This is a genomic window from Geoalkalibacter subterraneus, assembly GCF_000827125.1.
GTDB lineage: Bacteria > Desulfobacterota > Desulfuromonadia > Desulfuromonadales > Geoalkalibacteraceae > Geoalkalibacter_A > Geoalkalibacter_A subterraneus.
The window spans coordinates 629488-652575 of record NZ_CP010311.1 but is presented as its reverse complement, the minus strand read 5'-3'; the positions used below and the strand labels follow the sequence as shown (position 1 = coordinate 652575).

At 60.7% G+C, this 23088-nt stretch carries 12 protein-coding genes; 2 read left to right on the top strand and 10 right to left on the bottom strand.

Features of this window, described 5'->3' with window-relative positions; all coding sequences use genetic code 11:
• Window positions 1-219 precede the first annotated feature (219 nt).
• Entirely contained in the window at window positions 220-1524 is a 1305-nt protein-coding gene (locus tag GSUB_RS02945) for a tetratricopeptide repeat protein (protein WP_158414033.1), read from the top strand.
• Window positions 1505-2302 carry a hypothetical protein gene (locus tag GSUB_RS02940; protein ID WP_144401926.1) on the top strand — a complete coding sequence of 266 codons (798 nt, stop codon included), beginning with the start codon at window positions 1505-1507 and terminating at the stop codon, window positions 2300-2302. Before GSUB_RS02945 ends, GSUB_RS02940 begins: the two co-directional genes overlap by 20 nt.
• A gap of 80 nt (window positions 2303-2382) precedes the next feature.
• Here the strand turns inward: GSUB_RS02940 and GSUB_RS02935 are convergent, their stop codons facing one another.
• The 10 genes from GSUB_RS02935 to GSUB_RS02890 form a co-directional block, all read right to left on the bottom strand.
• A complete protein-coding gene (locus GSUB_RS02935) occupies window positions 2383-3465 on the bottom strand; it encodes an MSCRAMM family protein (protein ID WP_040199121.1) in 1083 nt (360 codons plus the stop codon).
• Between the two features lie 62 nt (window positions 3466-3527).
• Entirely contained in the window at window positions 3528-9314 is a 5787-nt protein-coding gene (locus GSUB_RS02930; protein WP_158414032.1) for a CxxxxCH/CxxCH domain c-type cytochrome, read from the bottom strand.
• Between the two features lie 84 nt (window positions 9315-9398).
• Complete coding sequence (locus GSUB_RS02925) at window positions 9399-13313, bottom strand: CxxxxCH/CxxCH domain c-type cytochrome (protein ID WP_158414031.1); 3915 nt, start codon at window positions 13311-13313, stop codon at window positions 9399-9401.
• Between the two features lie 437 nt (window positions 13314-13750).
• The gene (locus tag GSUB_RS02920) at window positions 13751-14665 is read right to left on the bottom strand and encodes a right-handed parallel beta-helix repeat-containing protein (RefSeq protein WP_144401924.1); all 915 of its coding nucleotides are present in this window, start codon (window positions 14663-14665) and stop codon (window positions 13751-13753) included.
• Window positions 14666-14684: 19 nt separating this feature from the next.
• Complete coding sequence (locus tag GSUB_RS02915; protein WP_040199118.1) at window positions 14685-15755, bottom strand: hypothetical protein; 1071 nt, start codon at window positions 15753-15755, stop codon at window positions 14685-14687.
• Entirely contained in the window at window positions 15752-17128 is a 1377-nt protein-coding gene (locus GSUB_RS02910; RefSeq protein WP_040199117.1) for a right-handed parallel beta-helix repeat-containing protein, read from the bottom strand. The genes GSUB_RS02915 and GSUB_RS02910 overlap by 4 nt, the downstream gene beginning before the upstream one ends.
• On the bottom strand, window positions 17109-18137 hold the full coding sequence (locus tag GSUB_RS02905) for a carboxypeptidase-like regulatory domain-containing protein (RefSeq protein ID WP_040199116.1): 1029 nt from the start codon (window positions 18135-18137) through the stop codon (window positions 17109-17111). Before GSUB_RS02905 ends, GSUB_RS02910 begins: the two co-directional genes overlap by 20 nt.
• A 129-nt stretch (window positions 18138-18266) precedes the next feature.
• Window positions 18267-19451, bottom strand: a complete 1185-nt coding sequence (locus GSUB_RS02900; RefSeq protein WP_040199115.1) for a right-handed parallel beta-helix repeat-containing protein — start codon at window positions 19449-19451, stop codon at window positions 18267-18269.
• A complete protein-coding gene (locus GSUB_RS02895) occupies window positions 19448-20515 on the bottom strand; it encodes a hypothetical protein (protein WP_040199114.1) in 1068 nt (355 codons plus the stop codon). The genes GSUB_RS02900 and GSUB_RS02895 overlap by 4 nt, the downstream gene beginning before the upstream one ends.
• A complete protein-coding gene (locus GSUB_RS02890; protein ID WP_052464432.1) occupies window positions 20512-22950 on the bottom strand; it encodes a spermine/spermidine synthase domain-containing protein in 2439 nt (812 codons plus the stop codon). Before GSUB_RS02890 ends, GSUB_RS02895 begins: the two co-directional genes overlap by 4 nt.
• Window positions 22951-23088: the final 138 nt, after the last annotated feature.

Sequence of the window (23088 nt, the reverse complement as noted above, 5' to 3'; positions counted from 1 at the left end):
TCCGTCAATATGCCGGAAGTGCTCGTCGAATGTGCTCAGCGCAAGTCCATGCCGGGGGTAAAAAAAAACACAAAAATAGATCTGTCCCCCATTTGTTCAATTTTTTCACTGGTCAAAAACCTGATACTTAATTTATAATATTTTTTTAATTACGTAAATAGGGAGAAAGCAATGGGTCGCCTTTTTTTTCGAGTCTTTTTCTTGGGAATTTTAATTCTCATGGTCTATTCGTGCGATCGAAAACAGCCTGAGCATGTCGCTGAAGACCCTGCACCTTCTTCGGAACAAGCTTCTCAGTATCAACCGCTGGATCCTCAGTTGGTCGAGCTTTCCACCCACGCCCTGCCGTACTGGCGCACCCTCCGCGAGAAAAAACCGGTGCTGGTGCTCATGAGTTTTGACCCCTTTCTTCAGCCGATTCCTGGCCAGTTGCGGAGCCGTGCAAAAGAACTGGTCCTGACCGGCAGCAATGATGACATCGACCTTCATGGCAGCTATCCCCGACCCGATCCGGTCATTATGCCGACCCAGGCGTTAAGTGCCGCGCTGGAAGCCGAGCTGTTCTCCAGGGTCTACTGGATTTTTCCCTCAAAAGTTGACCCGTCTGAACTAAATGTCGGCACGTTCCGCAAACAGATGGTTGATGCAGATTTCATGACCGAACAGGAAGCAGAGCGATTTTTTCTGGAAAACGGCCGTTACGTCGGCCGCCTGCGAGGCACCCCCTTTGAGGCTGTTCACCCCGATCAGTTTCCGTATTTTGAAGGCCCGATGGTTCTGCATATTGACCTGAGCTTTTTCCGCGGTCTGTACGAAAACGAGATCAAAACCCCGCTTTACGACCTGATCCATCAGAACGCCACGCGGGTCCTCGATAGCGGGTGGCAGCCCCTGGCGCTGACCCTCTCCTACTCCACCCTGCACGGCGCCATCTCCCTGGATACTCGTTTTGTCCTCTCCAACCTGGCGCAGGTTCTGCGCGACTCCTCGCTGCTCACCGGCGACATGCCCGAGCCCTGGCGCCTGCGCGCCGAGGCGCTGTACGCCGCCGATATGTACACCGAGTCAAAGTCCCTTGAACTCTACCGAGAGGCTGCACATCTGGCCCCCGAGGACCCAGCCGTCATCTACGACCTCTTCCAGAGCCACCTGCTGGCCCGCGAAACCGACAAGGCCCTCACTGCCCTCGGCCAGGCGGTCGCCCGGGACCCAGGCTACGGCGCCGCCTACCTGAGCCTGGCGGAGATGGCCTTAAACGACGGCAACCTGGAGATGGCCCTGAGACTTCTCGAAAAAGGGGCGCAGGTTTTCCCAGCCAACCCCTTCCTCGATATACAGCGCGCCGATCTGCTTCTGGCGGCTGGGCGCCCCGGCGAGGCGCTTGCGCTGCTGAATCCGCTTTTGGAGAAACAATGGTCGCCTACGTATCATCCCGACATCCCTGATTTCCTTGTAGAGATGCGGCACGCCGCACTGAATTTCGACGCCGCTGCGAATGAGCCCGATGATGAAGCCGACAATTAGAACCGCATGCGCACTCGGGCTTATCTTCGCCCCGCTGTGGGGATGCACCGGCAGCGATGAACCCCGGGACCTCCCAGAGCAGGCACAGAGCCCGGCACCGGTGGAGGAGTCACAACCCGTTCCCCCTGCACCGCCGGTGCTGGAAACCTTCGATGCAGCGCCGCAGCTCTCCTTGTTTGCGCGACTGGGAGATTACAGGCCCGAAGAGGGAGATGAGATCGCTCTGCCCTTCTGGCGGACCTACCAGGAACATCTGGTCAAGACGTCGGGGGTGGTACGGCGGCAGGAGACGGGAGATCGGGCCTACTCGTTTCGCAGTATCCGGGGGATTGACTCGGTGGGATTCTTCTCGCCGCTGGCGGTGGAACCCGCGACGAGCTACCGTGTTTCTTTCAGGATCAGAACGGATCTCCCCGAAGGCGGGCGGGCCGGGGTCGGAGTTGTCGAATATGATCAGTTTCTCTGGGTCGGGGAGCAATATACCCGCACTCTCGATAAACGTCATCGCACCGGACTTCACCAAGGGGTGACGCTGACGGGAAAAAGCGACTGGGAGCACCAGTCCTTTGTCTTTACCACCTCGCCCCGTACCAGGATGATTCACCTGACCCTGTTCCGGGAAGGAACACCGGACCGGCAACCGGTGCTGGTGGACGACATCCGCATCGAGCGCGAATCGGCAGAGTTGCAGTCACAATCAAAAGCGATGGAACGCAGGAAGCCGGGAGCGCAACAGAACCCACCGCGACATCGGGAGCAACCCGATCCCGCCTTGTAACAGGGGAGGTGCTCCCCCCACAGGGAGTCATGCCGGCCGGCAGTCTGTGCGGTTGACACCCCTGCGGAGCTAACAGGGCACTAGTTGAGAATCTCTCCTCTGATGCGAACGCCTTCGAACTTCTGTCCGGTGCGGATGTAGATCGAACCATCCAGAGAGTCCGAATACCGGCCATAAAACTGACCGGGCCGCGGGTGCCCGCCCAGATCGTCCCGCGCCACCAGCCAGTAGCGCCCCCCGCGGGGGAAAGAGAGAACAAACTCGCCTTTTTTATTGGTCGGATGCGACACGTACAGCGGGCGCTGCATCATCATCGGGTCACCGTAGAGCATCACCTTGACACCTGCCACCGTCTGTCCCGTGCCGTCGAGCACCTGCCCGCGGATGCTGGTGTCACCGAACATCTCTTCACCCTGCAGCCTGATTTTTTCGGGGATCTCCACAAGAGCAAAAGACACGTCGACCACCTTCCCTTCCCGTATCCGGACCGGATTATCAGGGAAATATCCGAAGAAATCCCCCGCCTGCAGCGGCCCCCTCAGATGCTCGCCATTGCGCTTGCGCGCCACCAGGTAGTAGGAACCCGGCGGTAGCGGCGCTTCGAAAAAGCCCGCCGCATCCGTCGGCGCCGCCCACCCCAGGCCCATCCCGCGAAATGCGCCGCGGGCATCGGCATAGACCGTGACGATTGCGCCTTCGAGGGGCTTGCCGTCATGAGTCAGACGACCCAGAAACCCGGTTTCGACGCGGGCATCGATGTGAGCCGGCGGGACTTCGCGCGAAATCATGCTCAGATTCAGGCCGGCCACGCCCCCATCGGGCACGTTCAGCGGGTTGCGTCCGTAAAACGCGTAGAGGCCCGCGCCCTCGGCGAGAACAAAATAGTCGCCGGGGGGAAGAGACAGCCGAAAATGCCCGTCTTGCGCCGTTTCGGCGGCAACATGGGGCGCCTCGCCGGTCAAAGCCTCTCCTACAGGCCAGGCTTTGACCACGGCGCCGACCACGGGCGTTTTTCCCGCGCCCGTGGTCAGCTTGCCGGTGATTGCCGTCGGTCGTTCACAGTGCCCGGGGCCGCTGAACAAAAGACCGCCGAAAAAGAACATCATCACCAGCAGCAGTCGCTGAACCCTGCCGGGTTTATCGCCGATGCAATCCAAAGTCACACTTCGACATCCTTTTCGACCCTGCGCGGCCAAGGTATCTTTCATTCACCCACCTGTTGTGTTTACTGCCCCGGCGCCAGCTTGTTCCAGCCCGTGGTGGTGCTGCTCTTGCGGTGACAGGTGTTGGCGGTGTTGGGTGCCTGGCCGGTTTGATTGGGTCCCGCATTGCCGCTGCTCCAGTTGGACACATTGGCATCGAGGCAGTTGGTGATCAGCAGCGCCGGCAGGCCGGAAGCATGGGGCGTGTGGCACTTGGAGCAGGTAAAATCGTGCGCCCTGCCGCTGGGACCGCCGTGCGTCCCGATGCCCGATGCGCTGTACCAGGCGTTGTATTGGCCGCCGCGCGTCGTGCTGCCGACGGTGCCGCCGTACCAGCCGGTGTTTCGCGGCGGAGCACCCGCGGCGCGATCCTTGGCCGGCTTATTGCCACTAGTGTAGAAAACGCCGCGGAAGGGGCCGATCGATCGCGGCTGATAGCCGCCTCCCGGCGGGTTTTTCCCGTATTGTCTTATATTCACGCCTTCCTGGGCCGCCATCCACATGCGCCCGGTTCCGCCGCGGCGCGCATCGAAGATGTCGCGTTTGTTGGCGCCCGTCCCGCCGAGGACGGCGTTGCTGTGGCCGTTGACCGTACCGGTGCGCCACATGCTGGCATTTGTATAATAATCTAGGTTGTCGACGTTGCCGCCGTGGCACATGACGCAGATCCCCGCCGTGTCCTCCAGGGTACGTCCGTCAGTCGGCCAGCCGCTGTTCTGGTCGATGAAATAGCCGCCCTTGTTCTGCTGGGTGTCGACGAAGAGGCGCGGCACCGCCGCGCTGAAGACCATGTTGCCGCGATTGTTGTTATCGCTGCTGAAGGAGGCGAAGCGGTTGCCGCGGTTGTGGTAGCCTCCGTCGGTGGGATAGGTATACCCGGAAATCGGCGGCATATCCGGCCCATAGGGATTGCCCATCCAGGTGCCGCGCAGGTAGGGGGGGCCGGAAGAGTTTTCCTGAGTCAGGTCATTGACCAGCGCCCGGTTCATGTCATGCACGTCATGGCAATAGGTGCAGCGGATTTTGTCACGCGCTTCGAGGGTCTGGGTGTTGTCGCGCTTCACCGTGCCATCGGCATTGATGTTGAGCTTCACGCTCGAAGCCTCGTTTTCACCCAGCTCGAAATTGACGGAATGCACCGAGCTGATGCGCTGGCTCAGAACGTAACTCGGCGTGGTCTGGGTGGAGTGCTGGTAATAGTCCTTACGGTACATGCCCTTGCCGTTGGTGTCGACCCAGTAGGGGGTCTGGGTGGTCCAGCCCGCATCGCTGTAGAGATGGCCGTAATTGTGGGACGGCCCGCTCCAGATGTTCTGGCTGTTGGGGAAACCGGGCGCCGTGTCGGTATTGAATCCCCATTCATTGATGGTGTCGTCCGTTCCGTGGCAATTCCAGCACACTTCCGCCTCGCTGGCCGCCCCGCTATAAGGCTTGAGATGAATACCCCCGGTGACCGGGAACTGCAGGCCGAGTTTTTCCTGCATGTTGCTGCCCATCTGCGGGCTGGAGGTTCCGGAAGCGGCCGTCCAGTTGGAGGGCGGCAGCGGCACTTCCACACCCCCCTCGTGGTAGGGATGACAGATCTGGCACTGGGCGTCCCAATTGGTGCCGGCGCCGAGAGTCTCGCCCCTGGTTTTCTTCAGGTGCGAGCCGTAACCGGTCCAATAGGTGCCGTTGCCGTCTCCATCGCGCCCGTCGAAGCCGGTTCCGTCCGGATTGACGACGGTGGGCCCGATGTAAGCCCCGCCGCTGCCGTCGGTGCGCGGCATGTGGCAGTAATGGCAGGGCAGAGCGCCGACCGACCCCCAATTGTAGGTGGCATCGGTGTAGTGACAGGAGTTGGCGCAGCTGCCGTCAACATCATCATACGTGAAACCGCCGGCAAAATCCGTCGTGAAATCGATATGCCCCACATGTTCGCCGCTGTTGGCGCCGGCACCGTGGCAGCTGTCGCACTTGTTGACGAAGGCGCCGATCATGGCGGTGTCGATCCCATCGGCGGGATCGCAGTGCTCGTCGTGGTTGCCGGTGTTGGGCGCGGCGTTGTTGATGCCGATGGTCCCGACCCGCCAGCTTGTCTGCGCCGGCCCGCCGCTTTCACCGGTGTTGTTGTGACAGGTGACGCAGGTGGCGGGCCCGTCGTTCCACACCGGGGTCTCGGTGTTGTAATGGCAGGCGATGTTGCTGCAGGTCCCGTATTCGGCGCTGGGCGCCAGGGTGCCAGAGTTCCACAGGGTCTGCCCGCGATAAGTGGGGTTGCTGTTGTTGTAGGGGGGATCCTGCAGCAGACTCAGGTCGATATGCACGCTACCGTTGACATGCCCCTTGACGTTGGCGCCTTCATGTCCAACCAGCCCCGGGTTGTCCTGAGTGGTGTTGCCCACCTCCATGCCGTGACACACCGTGCAGGCGATGCCCATCTTGCCGACGTGGGTGGTGTGGCTGTAGCCCGGCGGGGTGTTGGTGGCGCTGGTACCGTGGCAGGAATCGCAGGCGATGTTGCCGTTCCACTGGGGGTTGGAGCCGCCCATGTTGTCGGTGCCGCCGTGGCAGTAGATGCTTTCGCAGGACAGGGTGCCCTGTCCCGGCGCGACGATGACGCCTTCATAGGACACGCCGTCCTGGCCGGTGTAGTGGCCGGCGGTGGCCCCGGACTCCGGCGAATCAAAAACATTGAAGGTGTGATTGATGTCGTAAAGACCGGACTCTGCGTTCTGATGGGGCATCTGATCAACGCCCCGGTAGTTGGCGTGGCAATAGGTGCAGGGGTAGTTGAGCACCACCACGTGCTTGTAATGGGTGCCGGCCGTGACCGAGCCGGTCACACCCGGCACATCGGCCAGCCCCCAGGGGCCGCCGTGGCTATCGTCGATGGGCGGGTTGCCGTGACAGTTGGTGCAGTCGGCGGTAAAACCCTCGTCATGGCGATGGCAGTCGATGCAGGCGCGGTCGTTGAAATGGGCCAGCTCCGCCTGCCCGCTGGTGTCGTAGCGATGATAGAGGGTCTGCGAATGACAGACCTCGCAGCTGCGGTTGGAGGAGGTGCGACCGGGTCCGCCGTTGTTGTCGAAATCGGCTCCGTCGAGCCCGTAGGGGTCGTCATTGCCCCAGTCGGAGGATCCGTCACGGGCATCGTTGAAAACGACGGTGACCGAATTCGTGCCGGTGCTCTCCCAGTTGCTGCCGTCGGGGGTGGCGATGGTTTCGCGCATCCATTTGACATTGGGGGAGTTCTTCTCGTGGCAGGTCAGGCAGGTGAAGTTTCCGTACTTGCTACCCGCGTCGCTGGTGCCCCAGTTGCCCCCCCATTTGCTCGATTTGGTAGTGATGCTGTTGTGGGTGATGGGCGAGACCAGAAAGACGACGGTTTTGGTGCTCGCATCCACGGCAGTGTGGACATGTCCGTTAGGATCGCTGTCGATGGTAGCCCGCACCGTGGTGGTGTTCTCCTGCCATTCCGGCACGTCCTCTCTCGCGCCGACGATCATCTCCCAGGTTCTGGAGTCGCGCGGCAAAACGCTCTGGGTACCGCCCATGAGAATAGAGGCGTCGAAATCGCTGAGATTGCTGTCGCCCACCAGGCTCAGGGTGACATCCATCGGATCGCAGATCAGCCCGTCGTTGTTGAAAACCGTCACCGTATAGGCGACCTGCTTGCCGGAGGCCACGTATTTGGGGCTGTCGTCGAATAGTACCGTGGGATCGACGCCGGTGCAGCGATTGTCGACATAAATCGTGTTGGAGGCTTCAATGAGAATATCGGGTTTTTCCGGGCAATCGTCATTGGGGTCGATGCCGCTCACGGTCAGGGTGACGGAGCCGTCACTGTTGACCGGCACCAGGGCGGTGCTGTTCCAGGGGCTGGTAACAGGAACCCCGTTGATCTCGTAGGTGAATGAGCCCACGTCACCGGTTTTAGTGAAGAGGGTGGTCAGATCCACGGACCGGCCGCCGGTGCTTTGCCCGGTGGCGATGGTGAGGGTTGAGGGTGTTGAATCCTGACAGGTGTTGTCGACGGTGATGGTTGCGCTGGCTGAATGAAGCGAACCGCCGCAGTCGGGGTCGCTGCCGCGCACCGTCAAGGTCACGTCCTCTGGGGTATCGGTGCCGAAGGCGTTGCTGTTCCAGGGGTTGTTGGCGCCGACGCCGTTGATCTGATAGGTGAACCCAGCGACGTTGCCCTCTGTGTCAAAGAGACTGGGCAGACTGACCGAACCGCCGGAGACGATCTGACCCGCCGGGATGGTGATGCTCGACGGGGTGGTGTCCACGCAGGAGCTGTAGGTGAAGGTGTTGACGGCCAGCGTCCCGCCGGATTTGAGCGCCATGGCTCTTTCTTCAGGCACGCCGGGGTCGGTTCCCCAGCCCGCGGCCACGGCGCCGAAGGGGGTGGTGACGTCGGTCCAGCCGCTGGTGGCGCCCATCACCGTGTCAGTGAACAGGAAGTTGTCGAACTGGGCGGTGTTGTCCTGGTTGGCGTCGGCGGAGGTGACACCGAGGCCGATAATCACCGGATCGCTCATGACCACGGTATCACTGCCGATCAGGTTCCAGCTCACCCCGTCCGCCGAATAGTAACCGGTGAAGGTATTTCCCTCGCGGGTGATGCGCACCCATTTGGGTGTGGTCTGGCCCGCGGCAAGCGTATTCTGTGAATTGGCGCCGGCAGTGGTGCGGCGGTAAAAGCCGGCCCCGTTGCTGTAGGTCATCAGCGCCATGGCGTGCTGGCTGTTGCCCGCAAGGCTCTGGCGCACCATGATCCCCGCCTTGGCATAGCCGTTGGTATTCTGAAGGTTTTTCACATGGACGTCGATGCTGAAATCGCCCCTGATGCCGTTCTGGTAAAGGTAGGTGAAATAATCGCTGCGGTTCCAGATGTTCTGCCCGCTGCCGGTCAGATGCAGAACACCGCTGTTGTCGATGACGGGATCGGGGGTGGTGTCACCGCCCACGTCGACCTTGGTCCACTTGGACCCGACGGCATAGCCGTTGAACCCATCGCTGGGCGGGAGCAGGGGGCGGTAGGTGAGCCCGGAGAGATCGGTGTCGTAGACCAGATCATTGCCGTCGATTTTGCCGGTGACCAGATCGATCGTGTCGCCGTTGACCTTCTGGCCGTCGGCGATGGTGATATAGCCTGCGCCGGGCCCGGTCTGCGAGAAATCCAAGGCGGTGTGGCCGGTGGGCACTCCGGCGGCGCTGCCTTCGGAAAGGTTATCCGGCAGCGGCTTATCGGTGCGGATGATGAAGATACTGTCGGTGTGCTGCCCCGTCTCGCGCGGCCACAGATTGAGGGTGTGGCCCCCGGGCGCGTTGATGGTCACCTGGTTGGTGCCGTTCTGCAGGCGGGTGGTCCACTCCCACCGGTTGTCGCCGGCTTGGGTCAATGCCCCCAGCACAGTGCCGTCCATCCCCCAGAAAGTCGAATCGCCGCCGCCGGCGCCATCCTGATCCCGACCCCGCAGCCAAATCTGATAGGTGCCGGCTTCGAGAAAGTTCACCGGGAAATCAACGCGTGAGCCGTTGGGCGTGGTGCCGGTCCCGCCGTTGGTGGTGTAAAGATAGCCCGTGCCCTGAAAACCGGTAACGCTGCTTTGAAATTCCCAGGCCCAGGGGTTGGGCGCCCCCATGCCGACGTAGTCTTCGGCCTCGATATAGGCGCCGCTGGCAGGCACATCAGGGATCGCGGCCTGCGAAAAGGATGTCAGACTCAACAACAGTATCAAAGTCAAGGCGCCCAGAAACCCTTTCCTCCGGTTCCGGCCGGAGCAGCAGGCTTTCGATTGAACGTCCGTATGTGCAAAACTCATCTTTTGTCTCCCGGAAAACTCTCTTGGGCCTTTCACGATTTCCTTTTTTTCAGCGTCTTCAGGTTGCCGGATCATCAACGCCTCCTATCGCGGCAGGCGCGTATGACAGTCGATGCACATCCGCCCGCCGTCAAACCACCCGACAGGTTCCTTGTCGAGGTTGTTGTCGGAGATGAACTTGTTGGTCAGGTGGCATGAAACCAGACAGGTCGGGTTGGCAACGTCTCCGCCGATCTCGCCGGTCCCGTTATCGAAAAGACCGGTGCTGAGAAGGGTGTCGGGCGACTCGTCATAGCTCGATCCGTCGGCGGCCTTGTAGCCGTTGATGCGCACCCAGCTCTGCTGAAGTTCGAGGATCTCCGTCCAATCGACATTGGGCCCGGGCAAATCGGGCACCATATCGCTCAGCTGCGCTTTGGAGCGCACCTTCTGATTGAAGAACTGCACATCGCGGACACCGTTGACGTGCCTGCTCTTATCGGCGATGGTCATCTGGCCCTTGGGCGGCGCGGCACCACCCACATGGCATGCGGCGCAGGTGGTGTTGTTATCGTTGTACCAGACCGTGACCGTGGCATTGTGGCAGACCTGGCAGCTCAGAACAGTGGAGGTGGAGGTGATACCGTCATCCAGGCGACCGCCGTGGCCGCGGACTTCACTGAGAACGGTATAAGTGAGCCCGGCCGGCACGGGGTCCGTGTCGAGCACCGGCAGAAACCCGGCAAGACCGCTGTAAACCGCGTCGTAGTGGAAGCCGACTTCATGCTCATGATGGGCACCGGTATCCGGCGAATTCAGGTGACAGGCCGCGCACCGGTCGCCGCTGAAGGTGCCGCCCAGCCACTGGGGCGAAGCGACATACTCGCGCCGGGTGGTGGCGGGGTCGCCGTTGTCGTAGGCGCCGTTGGAGTGGCAGTAGCTCTGGTTGCAGACAGTCCCCGTCCAGCCGACGTCGACCACCGTCAGGGTGCCGTCGATATGGTTGATGTCATCGCTGCCGTGACATTTACCGCAGCCGAAGTCGTACGTGTCGGCCGTCGATGAGTTCGCCGTCGAGCCATAGGCGCCCGCAGCGCTGACGACATGGGCGGCATGGGAACCGCTGCTCGGCGGGTTGTCCCCAGAGTCAAGGGATTTACCCGAGCCGTGGCAGTCACTGCAGGCCAGGCTCTGGCCGGCGCTCCACAGATTGACCGGAGCGGCCAGGTGACAGGCATTGGTGCAGTTTTTGTCGACATCGGAGTAGGTCAGGTTGACCAGGGTTCTGCTGAGGTCGGCATGACCCGCATGGCTGCCGGTTGATGCGCCGCCGCCGTGGCAGCCGTCGCAACCGCCCACGTAAGTGGCCGCCGCATTGTAATGGATTGCGTGGATGGCGCTACTTGCTGCCGGAACCGCATTGACCAGGTTTCCGTCATCGGTGCCGTTGTTGTGGCAGGAGGTGCAGGTCAGAGTGTCACCCCACTTCGCACCATTGTCAAAATGGCAGGCGATGTTGCTGCAGGTTCCAGTCGCCGGGTCCCAGGCGAACTGGGGGCCGGAGACATCGATGGTTTCATTGAGATGCGTCAGCGTCCCGCCGGTCTTGAGACCATTGCCCGTCGCGGTAGTGCTATGGCACTCTGCGCAGTTGAAACCGGCGTTACCCGCATGAGCTTCGTGGCTGTTGGCATCGACATGGCCGATGCCGCCATTGGCATACGCGGGATAGGCTTTGCCGTTTCCGTCGCCATGACAGCCGTCGCAGAAGATGGGGGCGCTTCCCCAGGCCCGGTCGCGGTATACCAGGTTGCCGGCGTTGCCGTTGCTGTGACAGTAGATATTGGTGCAGTCGGACTTGTTCCCATCCATCCGGATGCCGAGGGTGAAGGCGCCGTCGATGTGATTGGCCGCAGTGCCGATAGTGTTGTTGTCGCTGACCGTATTGCTGTGACACTCGACACAGCCCAGACTGCGGCCGATCTCGTTGTCGCTGTCGTCGATATGCGTAGCGTGGCTGCCGGAAGTCAGCGGGTTGGCGGACCCGGCGTCATGCCCGTGACAGAAGTCACAGGCTCCACCCGAAGCGAGATCCCAATCGGCAGAAGCATAGTTCCCCTTGCCGTCCGAATGGCAATAAACCGCGCAGGTGCCGGCAACCGCGTCATAGCTACCGCTGCCCATAAGGCCTGCTCCAAGACTGTAGGACGAGTCGAAAACGATATCGACCTCGCCGTCGACATGGCTCCCGCCTGCCGCGCCGGCGGCCAGAGCGGTGGCGCTGGCGGCGGTGGCCTGATGGCAGATATTGCAGGAATAGCCCCGATCGAGGTGCGGGATGTGACGGGGCGAGTTGTTGCTTGTACCCATGGCGACACTGTCGTTACCGTGGCAGGCCGCGCAGGAGGTGATGCTCTCGCCAGTCCAGGTCACTGCAACAGTGTTAAAATCAGCAGCTTGTTTTGTGCCGGAGGCGTTTCGCTTTCCGCCGTTGCTGTGGCAGTAGACGCTGGAGCAGGTTCCCGCGCCCGTCTTATCGTAAACCGGGCGCAGGACGCCGCCCGCTCCGGATACAACATGGGGAGAGCTGCCGGTGAAAACATTCTGATTGTTGCCGTCGTTGTGTGTGGCGCCAAAGTCGTCATCATGGCAACTGCCGCAGGAAAGCCCGTAGTCACTTGTCGAACCGGTGTGCGTCGTATGGGCTGTGGTGCTTTCGGGTTTGTAATCGGCATCCTGGGAATAATTACGGCCTTCCGGTTCGGGCGCGTCGACAAAAGCGTACCCTTCTGGCCCTCCACCGGAGTCGGCGCTCGGCGGCCAGCCGTGGCAATCGGTACAGTTGGCCTCGAAGGCGTAGGTCATCCCATCGCCATTGTGGGCATGGCACTCCAGGCAATCCTCGCCTTCCACATGAGTCCTGCTGCTGCCGGGCATGGACGTCAGATCCCCATGACAGCGCTCGCAGTAACCATCGGCGCTGCCGGCGCTGCCCGCCCACAGTTGGGCGGTGGTCGAGGTGCCCCCGAGATCGGCCGTCAAATCGGTGTAAGCCAGGGAATTGACCGCCCCGTAGGTAGTTGTCTCGGTCTGCCCGCGCAGGACATAGTAATTGGGGTTACCGCCGTTGTAGGCATGCCCGCTGTGACACACCAGGCAGCCCACCGTTTCGTTCGTGCTGCCATGAGCTTTATAGGTATGGCAGGCCTGGCACAGCATCGACTTATCATTCCCAGCCGGACCATCGGCTTTGAGCAATTTGCCGTCGCCGGCACTCAGAGTCTGCCCTGGACCATCAAGTGTCGTGCCGTCCGAATCGGTGAAATGCACTCCGTGACATGAAGAACAGGAGACCTTGCCATCCACAAGAACAACCTCGCCGCCCTGTGTCGCGACATCTGCAGGGGCGCGGTATTTGCCCTCGTTGGCTACCGCTCCCTGCACAGCAGCATAATCAGCGACCATGGGATGACTCAACAGGCCGTGATCCGTATTGTCGATATTCCAGGGCGCGTGACAGTCGATGCACATCTGCTCACGGCTGCCGGTGCCGAGCCGCAGAATTTTGGTATTGGTGGCATCGCGGCTGTGCGGGTCATGGCAGCGCTGGCAGGTCACTTTGCCGGTAGAGATGCCGTAGCGCCCGTAGAAATAACGATTGCTCGGCGCCTTGGCCCCCGCGGCCTCATTGACGTCGCGCGCTGCCCAGATGTGGGAGGACTGAGAGCGCGACCCGCTGCCTTCCGCCAACCCCGTCGGGTAGGATCCCATGACGTTGCTGGCATCTGTTGGCGCGAACACACCTGTCGGAGTTGCACTGAAGCCGTCGAGCATAGTGACCGAAGGGGGATTGTCCTTGTGGCACTCAAGGCAGACATTGGTGGTGGAGTTGCCCAACTCGTTGTAGGAAACACCGAGTTTATGACAATTTTTGCAATCAAAATTGTGCACCTCGATGGCCCGCACCGTTTCGGCCGGAAGCAATGCCAGCACAAGCACAAAAATTGTCCATCCAATCATTTGACTTCGAAAACCAATCATGCTCTGCCTCTGTTTATTGCATGCGGACCCTGGATTTCCGTCACAATCCAAAACAGCTCACCCCATCCGTCATATCGCCAACACTTCGTCAAATCACGAGCCAGGAATAAAATAAAAAAAGAGCCAGCTTAATAATATTTTCTTTATTTTCAGGCTTTTCCTAGTATTAAACTCTTGAACAATAAAAATATGAAACTTTTTATGCAACTTACAAGCCATTTACAACACCCTTATTTTTCATATCATTCCGGGGACTTAGAATATGGCGATTTTATATACCGATAAACTCTATCGTGTATAAAAAATCCGCAAAGATTCTTAAAGGCAATGAGATATTTGATATTTCTTATTAATAAAAAATGGCGAGAAAAAGGCAGGCCAGAAAAACAAAAACGGTGGGCGGGTGGGCGCGCAGCTTATCTATTCGGGATGAAAACCACAGGTTCGGTAAGAGGCTGGGGAGCGAAAACCTCCCCCAGGGCCGGATCAAAAGAATGGTCGAGAAAAGATTCCTCCATCACGGAGGGATCGGCTGTGCCCCACCAGTTGGCGGGAAAGGTCACGTCGCCGTGCTGCTCGAGACCGAGCTTGACCTGATAGAGGCGGCTGCGGGTGATGTTGTTGCGGGTGATGAGGCTGTTGTCGTCGGAGCGGGTCACGACGAAGATGCCGATGTCGTTGTCGCGGATCTCGTTGTGATGGACATGGGCGCGCCCGCGTCGTTCTTCGTAACGCAGGCCGTGGGTATTTTCATGGATGAGATTGTTCTCCACCTCGAGATTGACGGTCGAAAAACGCACGCCGTCGATGTTGTGGCGAAACACCGAATTGCGGATCGATGCCTTGCAGAAATGAACCTGGATGCCGCTGAAGGCATACTCGCTGATGATATGTTCGATCACCCCTTCGCGGGCGAAATCGAGATAGAGAAATTTCCAGTCGGCCTTCTGCGGTTCGGCCGCCGCGCTGGTGAACAGGATCGGCGCCTCGGCCGTCCCGCGCGCGACGATGCCGCCTTCCACCAGCAATTCCGAATCACCGATGCCGTCGCCGTCGCGATCGATCTTCTCGAACAGAACGCGCGTGCCGGGCAGAAGGGTCAGATGCCCGCTCTTTTTCACCACCACCACCCCGGTAATGCGCACCTCACCACTCCACACCGCTTCACCTTCGATCACGGCATCGGTGAGGTGCAGAACCTGAGGTGCTGAAGGCACTCGAACACAAGCCGAAGCCAACAGAAGAGCAGCACCCAGAACAAAAAAAGCGATTTTTCCATAAGTCCCATAGGTCCAATATGTCCCATGAGTCCCATACATCCCTTTATTCACAGGCTTCACCACCTATCACCTATTCCAACCGGACCGGCTCCACCATGATCCGCACATCGCGCAGGGTCTCCCCCTCCACGACCTCCAGTCCATGATCGGCCGTTTCGTCATACATGCCGAACAGTTCCCCCGGCATGGGCGAATCGCCATATTCCTCGCGGGCGCCGATATAATAGATCCCCGGTTCGGTAAAAAACAGGGTGAAGCGGCCGTCCTCGCCGGTGGGGGGAGACAGGGCGGCGGGGCGCTGGTGACCGATCACGCGGTCGGTGTAGGCGAAGGCGTGCACCCCTGCCACCGGCTCGCCATCTGTATCTACCGCACACCCTTTGACGGCCATGCCGGTCGCTCGCACAAAGGTTTCGCTGCCCGATTCCTGCTGCATTTTGGTCACCATGGGGATGCTGATCTGCTGCAAATGACCGGCCTTGACATAGAGGGGGTTGGCGTGAAAGACCCCCTGCAGATCCCCCTCGCGCACCGGGCCGACGCGACCACCGCCGGAGCGCTTACGGGCCACGAGAAAGTAGCTGCTTTCGGGCAGCCCTTCGAAGGAAAAACGGCCCTGCGCGCCGGTGGGAGGGGACAAGCGGTAGCCCTGTCCCTTGAGATCGGTGTCGGCATCGAGGTAGAGATAGACGCGCGCCCCTGCGACCGGTTCACCCTCGAAGAGAACTTGGCCTTCGATGGCGCCGCTGTATTCATCATCATAGGGGGCGATTTGGGGGGGAGTCATCCTCACCGCCTGCAGCCCGGCCCAGCTTCTGCCCTCAGCCACCGCCACCGGGTTGCGACCGCAGAAGGCGAACAGGCCGCGACCGTCGTCACGGGCAAAAAGGGCATAAAGTCCGGCCGGGAGTTCAAGTCGGTAGAGACCCTCAGCATCAGTCGCCGCTGTTCCGAAGGGTTCGCCGGCAAAATCAAGGCTTTTGTAGGCCGAGACCTTGATTCCCGACACAGGGTCGATCCCATGCACCACCCGACCTTCAAATACACCGGCCTCGCCCTCAGGGCTGACAAACAAAAACAACAGAAACAGGAAAAAACCGATTCCCTTTTTCCGATCCGTCATCCGCTGATGGTCAATCATTGCTTCACCTCCGGCCCCGCGTCGGCCACCGGGGCTTCAAGCCAGGGCGCGAAAACGACCCGGTCGAGAGTAAACTCCTCCTCCCCCCACCCTTCGTAGCGCACCTTCGGCTGGTCATGCCGGTCATGGAAGAACTCCAGGTTGCCGTCCTCACCCGCATCTTCCAGGATTGATGTCCTGTCGCCCCACCAGTTGCCGCTCACATCCACTCTGTCGCTGAATGAATCCGGCGCCTGATCCAACAGCGGATTACGGCTGCGACGCTGCTGCGCCTGCTGCATGACAAGCCCCCGCGAACCTTCGCGCCCTTCGAAATCAGCGCTCTGATAGGTGCCCAGCTTCACCGCCATCTCATTGCCGATAAAGTTGTTGTTTTTCACCCGAGGATAGGACGAGTAATCGCAGAACAAAGCCAGCTTGTTTTCGCGGAAAATATTTTTCTCCAGCTCGGGATTGGACTTGCGATTATTGTGAACCGCCGTGCCGTTGCCGGCAAAGAGATTGTGAAACACGCCGGCCGACCCGAACTGATCGTTGCGCATGGCGGTCTGGTTGGCGATGAAGGTATTACGCTGTACAACCGGATAAGAGAAAGAAAGGTTGACCAGGGCATTTTCATGGTCCTCGAACCGGTTGGCGGAAATCTCCGGCGTGTTCTGGCTCTGATTGCAGAAAATCCCGACCCGGTTGTCGCGAAAATGGTTATCTCTGATGTCGCCTGGGAATTTCCCCTGAATGCCGATCGCCTGTTCGTTGCTGCTGAATACGTTGCCGGTGACGCTGCCACGGCTGCCGTGGGAAGAAACAATGGCGCTGACGCCATGCTTTTCAAAGCGACTGTCGATGATTTCGGCGCGGGATTTCATCTGCATCCCAATGCCGACCTCGCTGCCGGAGAAAAAGCTCTCCTCCACCCGCAGCACACACTCGCGCACCAGGTTGACGGCGGTCCCCGCCCCCCGGAACTCAGTGCCCCGCATAGTCAGGCGTGCGGCAAAACCGCTCACAAACACCGCTCCGCCCTCGAAGCGGGCGAAATCAATGTGACTGTGTCCCTCCGGCTCCATGAATTCAATGCCCTGCCATTGCGCAGGCGTTGAAAAAATAACAGGTTCCTCGGTAGTCCCTTTGACCCGCAGCCGGCCGCGCACCAGAATTCGGTAATCCGGGCGCTCCACCTGCACTTCAGTGCCGGGAGCAATCTCAAGAGTCACCCCCGGCGGAATCTCGACACTGCCGGTCAGGCGAACCGTTCCCTGCCAGCGGCTCCCGTTTTCAAGCCGGCCGCCGAACTCCTGTGCCAGGGCAGGAGAGCCCCACAGCAGAAAAATTGCCGCCACCCAGAAAAGCGGCCTACATAGAGCTTCGGACATGAATGTCAACCTCGAGAGAGGGATTCTCCGAAGAAAGATTTAAACCGGAACCGGCGCCGCCCTGATAGCGGCCCTGCAGCTCGTCAGGGCCCGCCGGACCGCCAAGGCTTTCACGGGCCAGAAAATACCAGGGACCTTGTGCGGAAAGCGGAAGCCGATAGAGGCCGTCTTCGCCGCTGGGCGACGACATGGCCGCCGGAGTCCCCGTCATGGCCGGATCCTGGTAGGCAAACACGCGCACTCCGGAAACGGGACGCCCTTCACTGTCGAGAATCCGCCCCGACACCCCGCGAAAGGGAGAGTCTCCTTTCTCCAGCATATCGAGCCGCGTCACTGTTTCGATATGAACGGGGTGCATCTCCCCCTCGCCGACCCGCACCGGGTTGCCATAGTAGAAGTTGAAATAGTCGCCGATCTCGATGGGGCCGAACCGCCCTCCAGCCGCGCGCTTGCGGGCCAGGATCCAGTATTCGCCGGGCGGCAGCCGCAGCCGGAAGCGCCCCTTCTCCACCGGCGCAATGACGTAGCCCGGGCCCTTGAAACCGCGTTCGGGGTCGGTGTAGACATAGAGATAACAACGCTCGAGCAACTCATCCTGAAAGGTAATCTCCCCCTCGATGCCGCTGCTGCCGCCCGGCTCCACGTCAACCTGTTCCGGAATACGAACCAGGTTGAAGCCGACCTGGCTGAAAGACTCGTTTTCCACCCGCACCGGCGCACCGCTGTAATAGCAGAAATAGCCGCCTTCCCGCGGTTCCCCTTCAAAATCACGCGCCACCAGATAATAATTTCCCGGCGGCAGTTCCAGGCGGTAGGTGCCATCCACATCCACCGGCGGTGAAACGGCCACCTCACCCCCGGTGGCAATATCGGCAATCGACCGGTAGGCATGCACCCGCACCCCCTCCACCAACTGCCCCCGCCAGGCGACCCGACCCTCGATGCCTGAGGCGGCAAAAGCGAACACCGGCGCAACAGACAACAACAGAAAGATAAGAATTTTGTTCACAAAGCCAAATCCTTTCACCACAGAGAACACAGAGGAAACCATAGAGGAAGGGATCTAAAACCAAAAAAGATTATTTCTCGGATTTTTCTCTGTGTCCTCTGTGCCCTCTGTGGTTCAAAATTATTATTTTCAAGGAAAAACCGGCTCCTCAAGCCAGGGCGCAAACTCCACCCGATCCAGCGGATAATTGACCCCGCCGTCCTCGAAAAACGGCTCGTCACGGCTGTCGTGAATAAAAACCTGGTTGCCCCGCCCCTGGTTGACCTGCAGTTGCGCGGTTGCATCTTCACCCCACCAGTTGCGACGCGCATCCACTGTGCCGGTCAGAACCGCCGGTGGCGGGGCGGCTTCTTTTCCGCCGGAAGCGTTGCGGTTGAAGGGGCCGCGGGCAGAACTCTGCGTATTGCGCATGGCTTCGCCGTTGGCTTTCTCCCAGGCCGAGGACTGGTGATGGAGAACCAGCGCCATGCCGTTGCCGGCCAGATCGTTCTCCCGGATGACCGGGTAGGAGGAATATTCCACCTGGATGCCGATGCGATTGTCGCGAACGAGGTTGCGGCGCACCCGTGCATCGGCGCGGCGGGACAGCAGCAGGCCGGTTTCGTTGCCATGGATGCGGTTGCCCGTCACCAGGGGGCGCGCGGCACGGTCCACCTTGATGGCAATGCCGTTTTGTTCAAACTCGTTTTTGCGGATCTCCGGGTCGGTGCCGTACCAGGCCACCATCAGCCCGACGGGATTGTCAACCAGGCGGTTGTCGCTAAACAATTCAGGGGCGCTGCGGTGCAGGTAGACTCCGAAGCGCCCGTTTTTCTCGAAGAGGCAGCGTTCTACGCGCGGGGCGGACTCATCTTTTGCGAACAACCCCACTTCGGCCTGGTTGCGTACCGTGCAGCCGCTCAGTTGTGCCTGGCTGCGCCGGCGCAGTTCGATGCCGGTGGTGCCGCCCTCGACCTTCACATCGATCAGGCGCGGAGCGCCGCCCATTACCTGCACGCCGGTCGCGGCGCCGCTGATGACGCACCGCTCCAGAAGGTCCGCTCCGCCGCGCAGGATGATCCCCTGCCATCCTTCCCCGTAAAAACGGGCGTCGCGCGCCTGCAGGGTTCCCGCCACATCGAGCGCGCCCGCCTCAAAACTGACTTCGGCACCCGGTTCAACGGTCAACGTCACCCCGGCCTGCACCCGCACCGTTTCTGCAAAAGAGAGCTGTCCCTGCCAGTGGGTATCCTCAGAAATGGTCTGCGCTGCCACCGGCCGGATAATGACAAACAGCAGCATCAGAAGGGCAGGAATACCTCGGTAGAATCTCACCAGACCTCCTTGACCTGGATCTCTCCCAGGTCGAGACGTTCGCCCCGTTTCACGTTGACTCCATGGTCAGAGCGCCCGCCATAGGTGCCGACCCGCTCGCCCGGCTCCAGCGGCCCGCCGAAGGCGCTGCGCGCCCCCACAAACCAGGCGCCTCCGTCGGAGAGGTGCAGCACGAAACGCCCGTCATCCCCGGTCGCCTCCGAAATGTGCGACGGCTTGCCTGTCATGCGGCTGTCGCTGTAGGCGAACAGGTAGATACCGGCCGCGGGGCGGCCCGCTTCATCCACGATCCGCCCCCTCAGGGCGGTTCCGGTCGGCTTGAATTTGCCTGTGGATCGACGGTCGCTGCGGGTGCCAAGATCGACCGGCGCCAGAGGCAGGTCCGCAAGAGAAGCGTAGCGCCCCTGGATCACCTCCACCGGGTTATTGGGGAAAATTCCGTTGAGGTCGCCGGGCGCTGGCTCTCCCAGGCGGCCGCCATCGAGCCGCTTGCGCGCGGCGACAAAATAACGCCCCGCAGGAAGGTCCACTCGATAAAAGCCCTTCTCATCAGTTCGGACCGCTTCACTGTAGGAAGGCCCCATCAGGTCCGTGGCATCTTCGGTGTAGATGTAGACATAAACTTCGCTGACGGGTTCTCCATTTGCAACCACCCGCCCTTCGACACCGGTCGCGGGATCGGGCACCAGGGCCCGGCCGCGCCCCATTTCAACCAGGGAGAAAGCCGGCACCTGCAGGCGGCCGTCCCGGACCTTGACCGGGTTGCCGGGATAGGAGGCCATATACATGCGGGCGGGACCCGAACCCTCATGGGTGCGTTTGCGGCCGATCAGAAAATAGCGCCCCGGCGGCAGATCAAGACGGTAGCGTCCGCCGTCGTCCGCAGTCGCCACGGCGAAGGGTGCGGTGCTGCGATCCTGTTCATCCTTGAGGTAGACCTCGAGGGTCGCTCCCGCAGCCGGCTGGTCCTCGATCAAAAGCCGTCCTGCCACACCTGTCTCTCCCGAGGGCGTGCACCCCGGCAGGCAGAACAGCAGCAGACTCAGAAAAAACCATCTCTTCAAGGGTGATTCTCCTTGGTCCCGCGGAGAGCTACCGCGCCCAACGCCGTCAGATAGATGGCTACACCGGCCAGCAGCGTCCAGGTGAAGCCGACATTCATTGCCAGCACGGCCGCGAAAATAGCGCCGAAGACACTGGTGGCGCTGTTGATCCCCCAGCTCCAGGCCACCGTCTCGCTGTCTCGATGAAACAGCCGCATTCCCAGCGGCAGCGGCATCCCCATCACGAAACCCAGTGGCGCCAACAGCACCACAACGATGAGGATGCGCAGCGGCAGAGCGAGAGCCAGGGTGTGGGTCATAATCGGTGGCAGAGCCACAATATAGAGGATAAAAAGCAAAACCAGTGCCGAGAGAAGACCGGCCAGATGGCGCTGCAGCCGCTGGGTCGGGAAGCGGGCAGCAGCCAGCGAGCCAAACCCCGCGGAAATCAGCAGAGAAAAAAGCACCACCGCCAGTGCATGAATCGGGTGGCCGAGAAAGACGGTAAATCGTCGCAGCAGGCCGATCTCAATCAGCATGAATCCCAACCCCAGGCAGGCAAAATAGAGCAGCCGCCTCAGGGTGCCGGCCTTTGACAGCTCGCTGCGGCGCCAGACCAGAAGAGGCGCGATCAGCACCACGCCGACCGCGACCGTCACGACGATCAGCAGATTGCGCAGTGTCAATATGGCCCGATCCTCAAAGGGGCTGTCGGGCGCGAAAGAAAACAGATCCAGGAAATCAGCGGGCTTGAGCATGTAATAGAAGAAGGGCCGATCATCGTCCACCGGGCGGATGTCGAAAGGAAATTCAGCGTGGAAGGCATCACTGCCGCCGCTGGCGATGAGGGCGTGAAAAACGCTGTCGCCGTCGCGGCGATCCGGCATATAGACGATGTCGAACTCCAACTGCCGCGACAACTGGCGCAGACGCGCGAGTTCCTGCTCCGTGAAGGGGGTGCGCTTTAGCATGAAGTTGGCCAAGCCCCGCTCCTTGATGACCACCATGTGCGCAGCGGGATCGGCCACGGCTTGCCGCGAGAGAAGCTCCAGCCCGAGGGAGGCCAGCCGCAGGGTTTCACGCTCGAAGATGAAGCGCGAGATGGTCAGAATCCCTTCATCCGTCAGGCGCTGCCAGTAATCACGGAACGCCTCCACGGTATAAAGGTTGTTCTCCGAAAGGGTGAACGCCCCGGCCGCCGGGGCCATGCGCCCGAAAACGGCGCTGGCCTGAATCACATCGTAGCGATGGCTGGTGCGGCGGATAAAGCTGCGCCCCTCGTCGACCACCATCTGCACCCGGGGGTCGCGATAGAGCGCGCCGGTAAACGAGCCGAAACGCTCATTGACGGCTTCGACAATCAGCGGATTGACCTCCACCGCCGTGACCCGGTTGGCATCCCGCGCCAGGGCCACCAGCACGTCCTTGCCGCCGCCGGGACCGATCACCAGAGCCTCGGCCTCAGGCCGCAGCGCATAGGCCAGACCAATGACATTGGAGCGGAAAAACTCCCGGAACCGCCCATCGTCGCGGCGAAACATGCTGGTGTAGCCGGTGTCGTCAACCACCATGCCGAGCTGCTCCGGGATCGGCCCCCGGTAGGTGCGCGACAGTCCCCAGGCGCGCTCCATCTCCTGACCCTGCGAAGGATAGACCGCCACGCGGGAGAAGGAATTCCAGGCGTGCCACTGCATGTTGGGCTCATAGCGGCCGCGGGCGAACCGGATGCCGGCAAAATCGAACACGTAATTGCCCACTCCCAGCAGCGCCGGCACCAGCAGCAGAAACGCAACGCCCCACCGCACAGCTCGCGCCTCGCCATGGGGCAGCCACAGCAGCGCCGCCACCGCCCCCACGATTGCCAGAACGGGCAACGCCGTGATCGCCCCAACGGCCTTGAGCAGGATAATGATGACCAGGCAGCCGGCGCCGGCTCCCAGCAGATCCCAGCAGTAAAGGCGATTGATCCCTTTGAGATGGCGTGACAGCAGCAGGGTCACCGACAGGCCGGCAAAGTAGAAAGGCAGCGCTGTCAGCAGGTAGAGCCCCGCAAGAGCCAGCAGCATCGTGCCGTCAATACCAGCCGTGTGTCCCTGTTGAAAGGGCTGATAATAGGGTTGATGGAAAAAGGAGAGAACGGTGTAGCCGAAACGCGGCCAAAGGCGAAAGGCAACGAAGATCCCGAAAAAAAGCGTTATCGCCAGCGAGAACAATGCAGCGCAGCGGGCGGCCAGCGACGCCGTGCGGCCGGGAGGAAACCACCCCGGCGCAAGGGCCACGGTCAAGGCCGCCGCCCCAAGCCCGAACAGGGCAAGGGAGATGGCCATGGACGCAAAATGGTACCACATCAGCACGCTGAAGATGCGCGTCAGCAGCAGCTCGTACATCAGCACGGCCATGCACAGCAGAAACATCCCCCAGCAGGTGCGGCGATCGAGGTTTGCAGAACTATCCATGGAATCCAGGCAGTGCCAGAAATGTGCCGGTAACAAAGAAGCCGCTCCAAAAGGGCGGCTTCCTTAAAATGTAACTGTTCAGCATGGGAGTGACGACCCCGCGAGGTGAATAGATACCCAAAAATTTTGTATTAATAG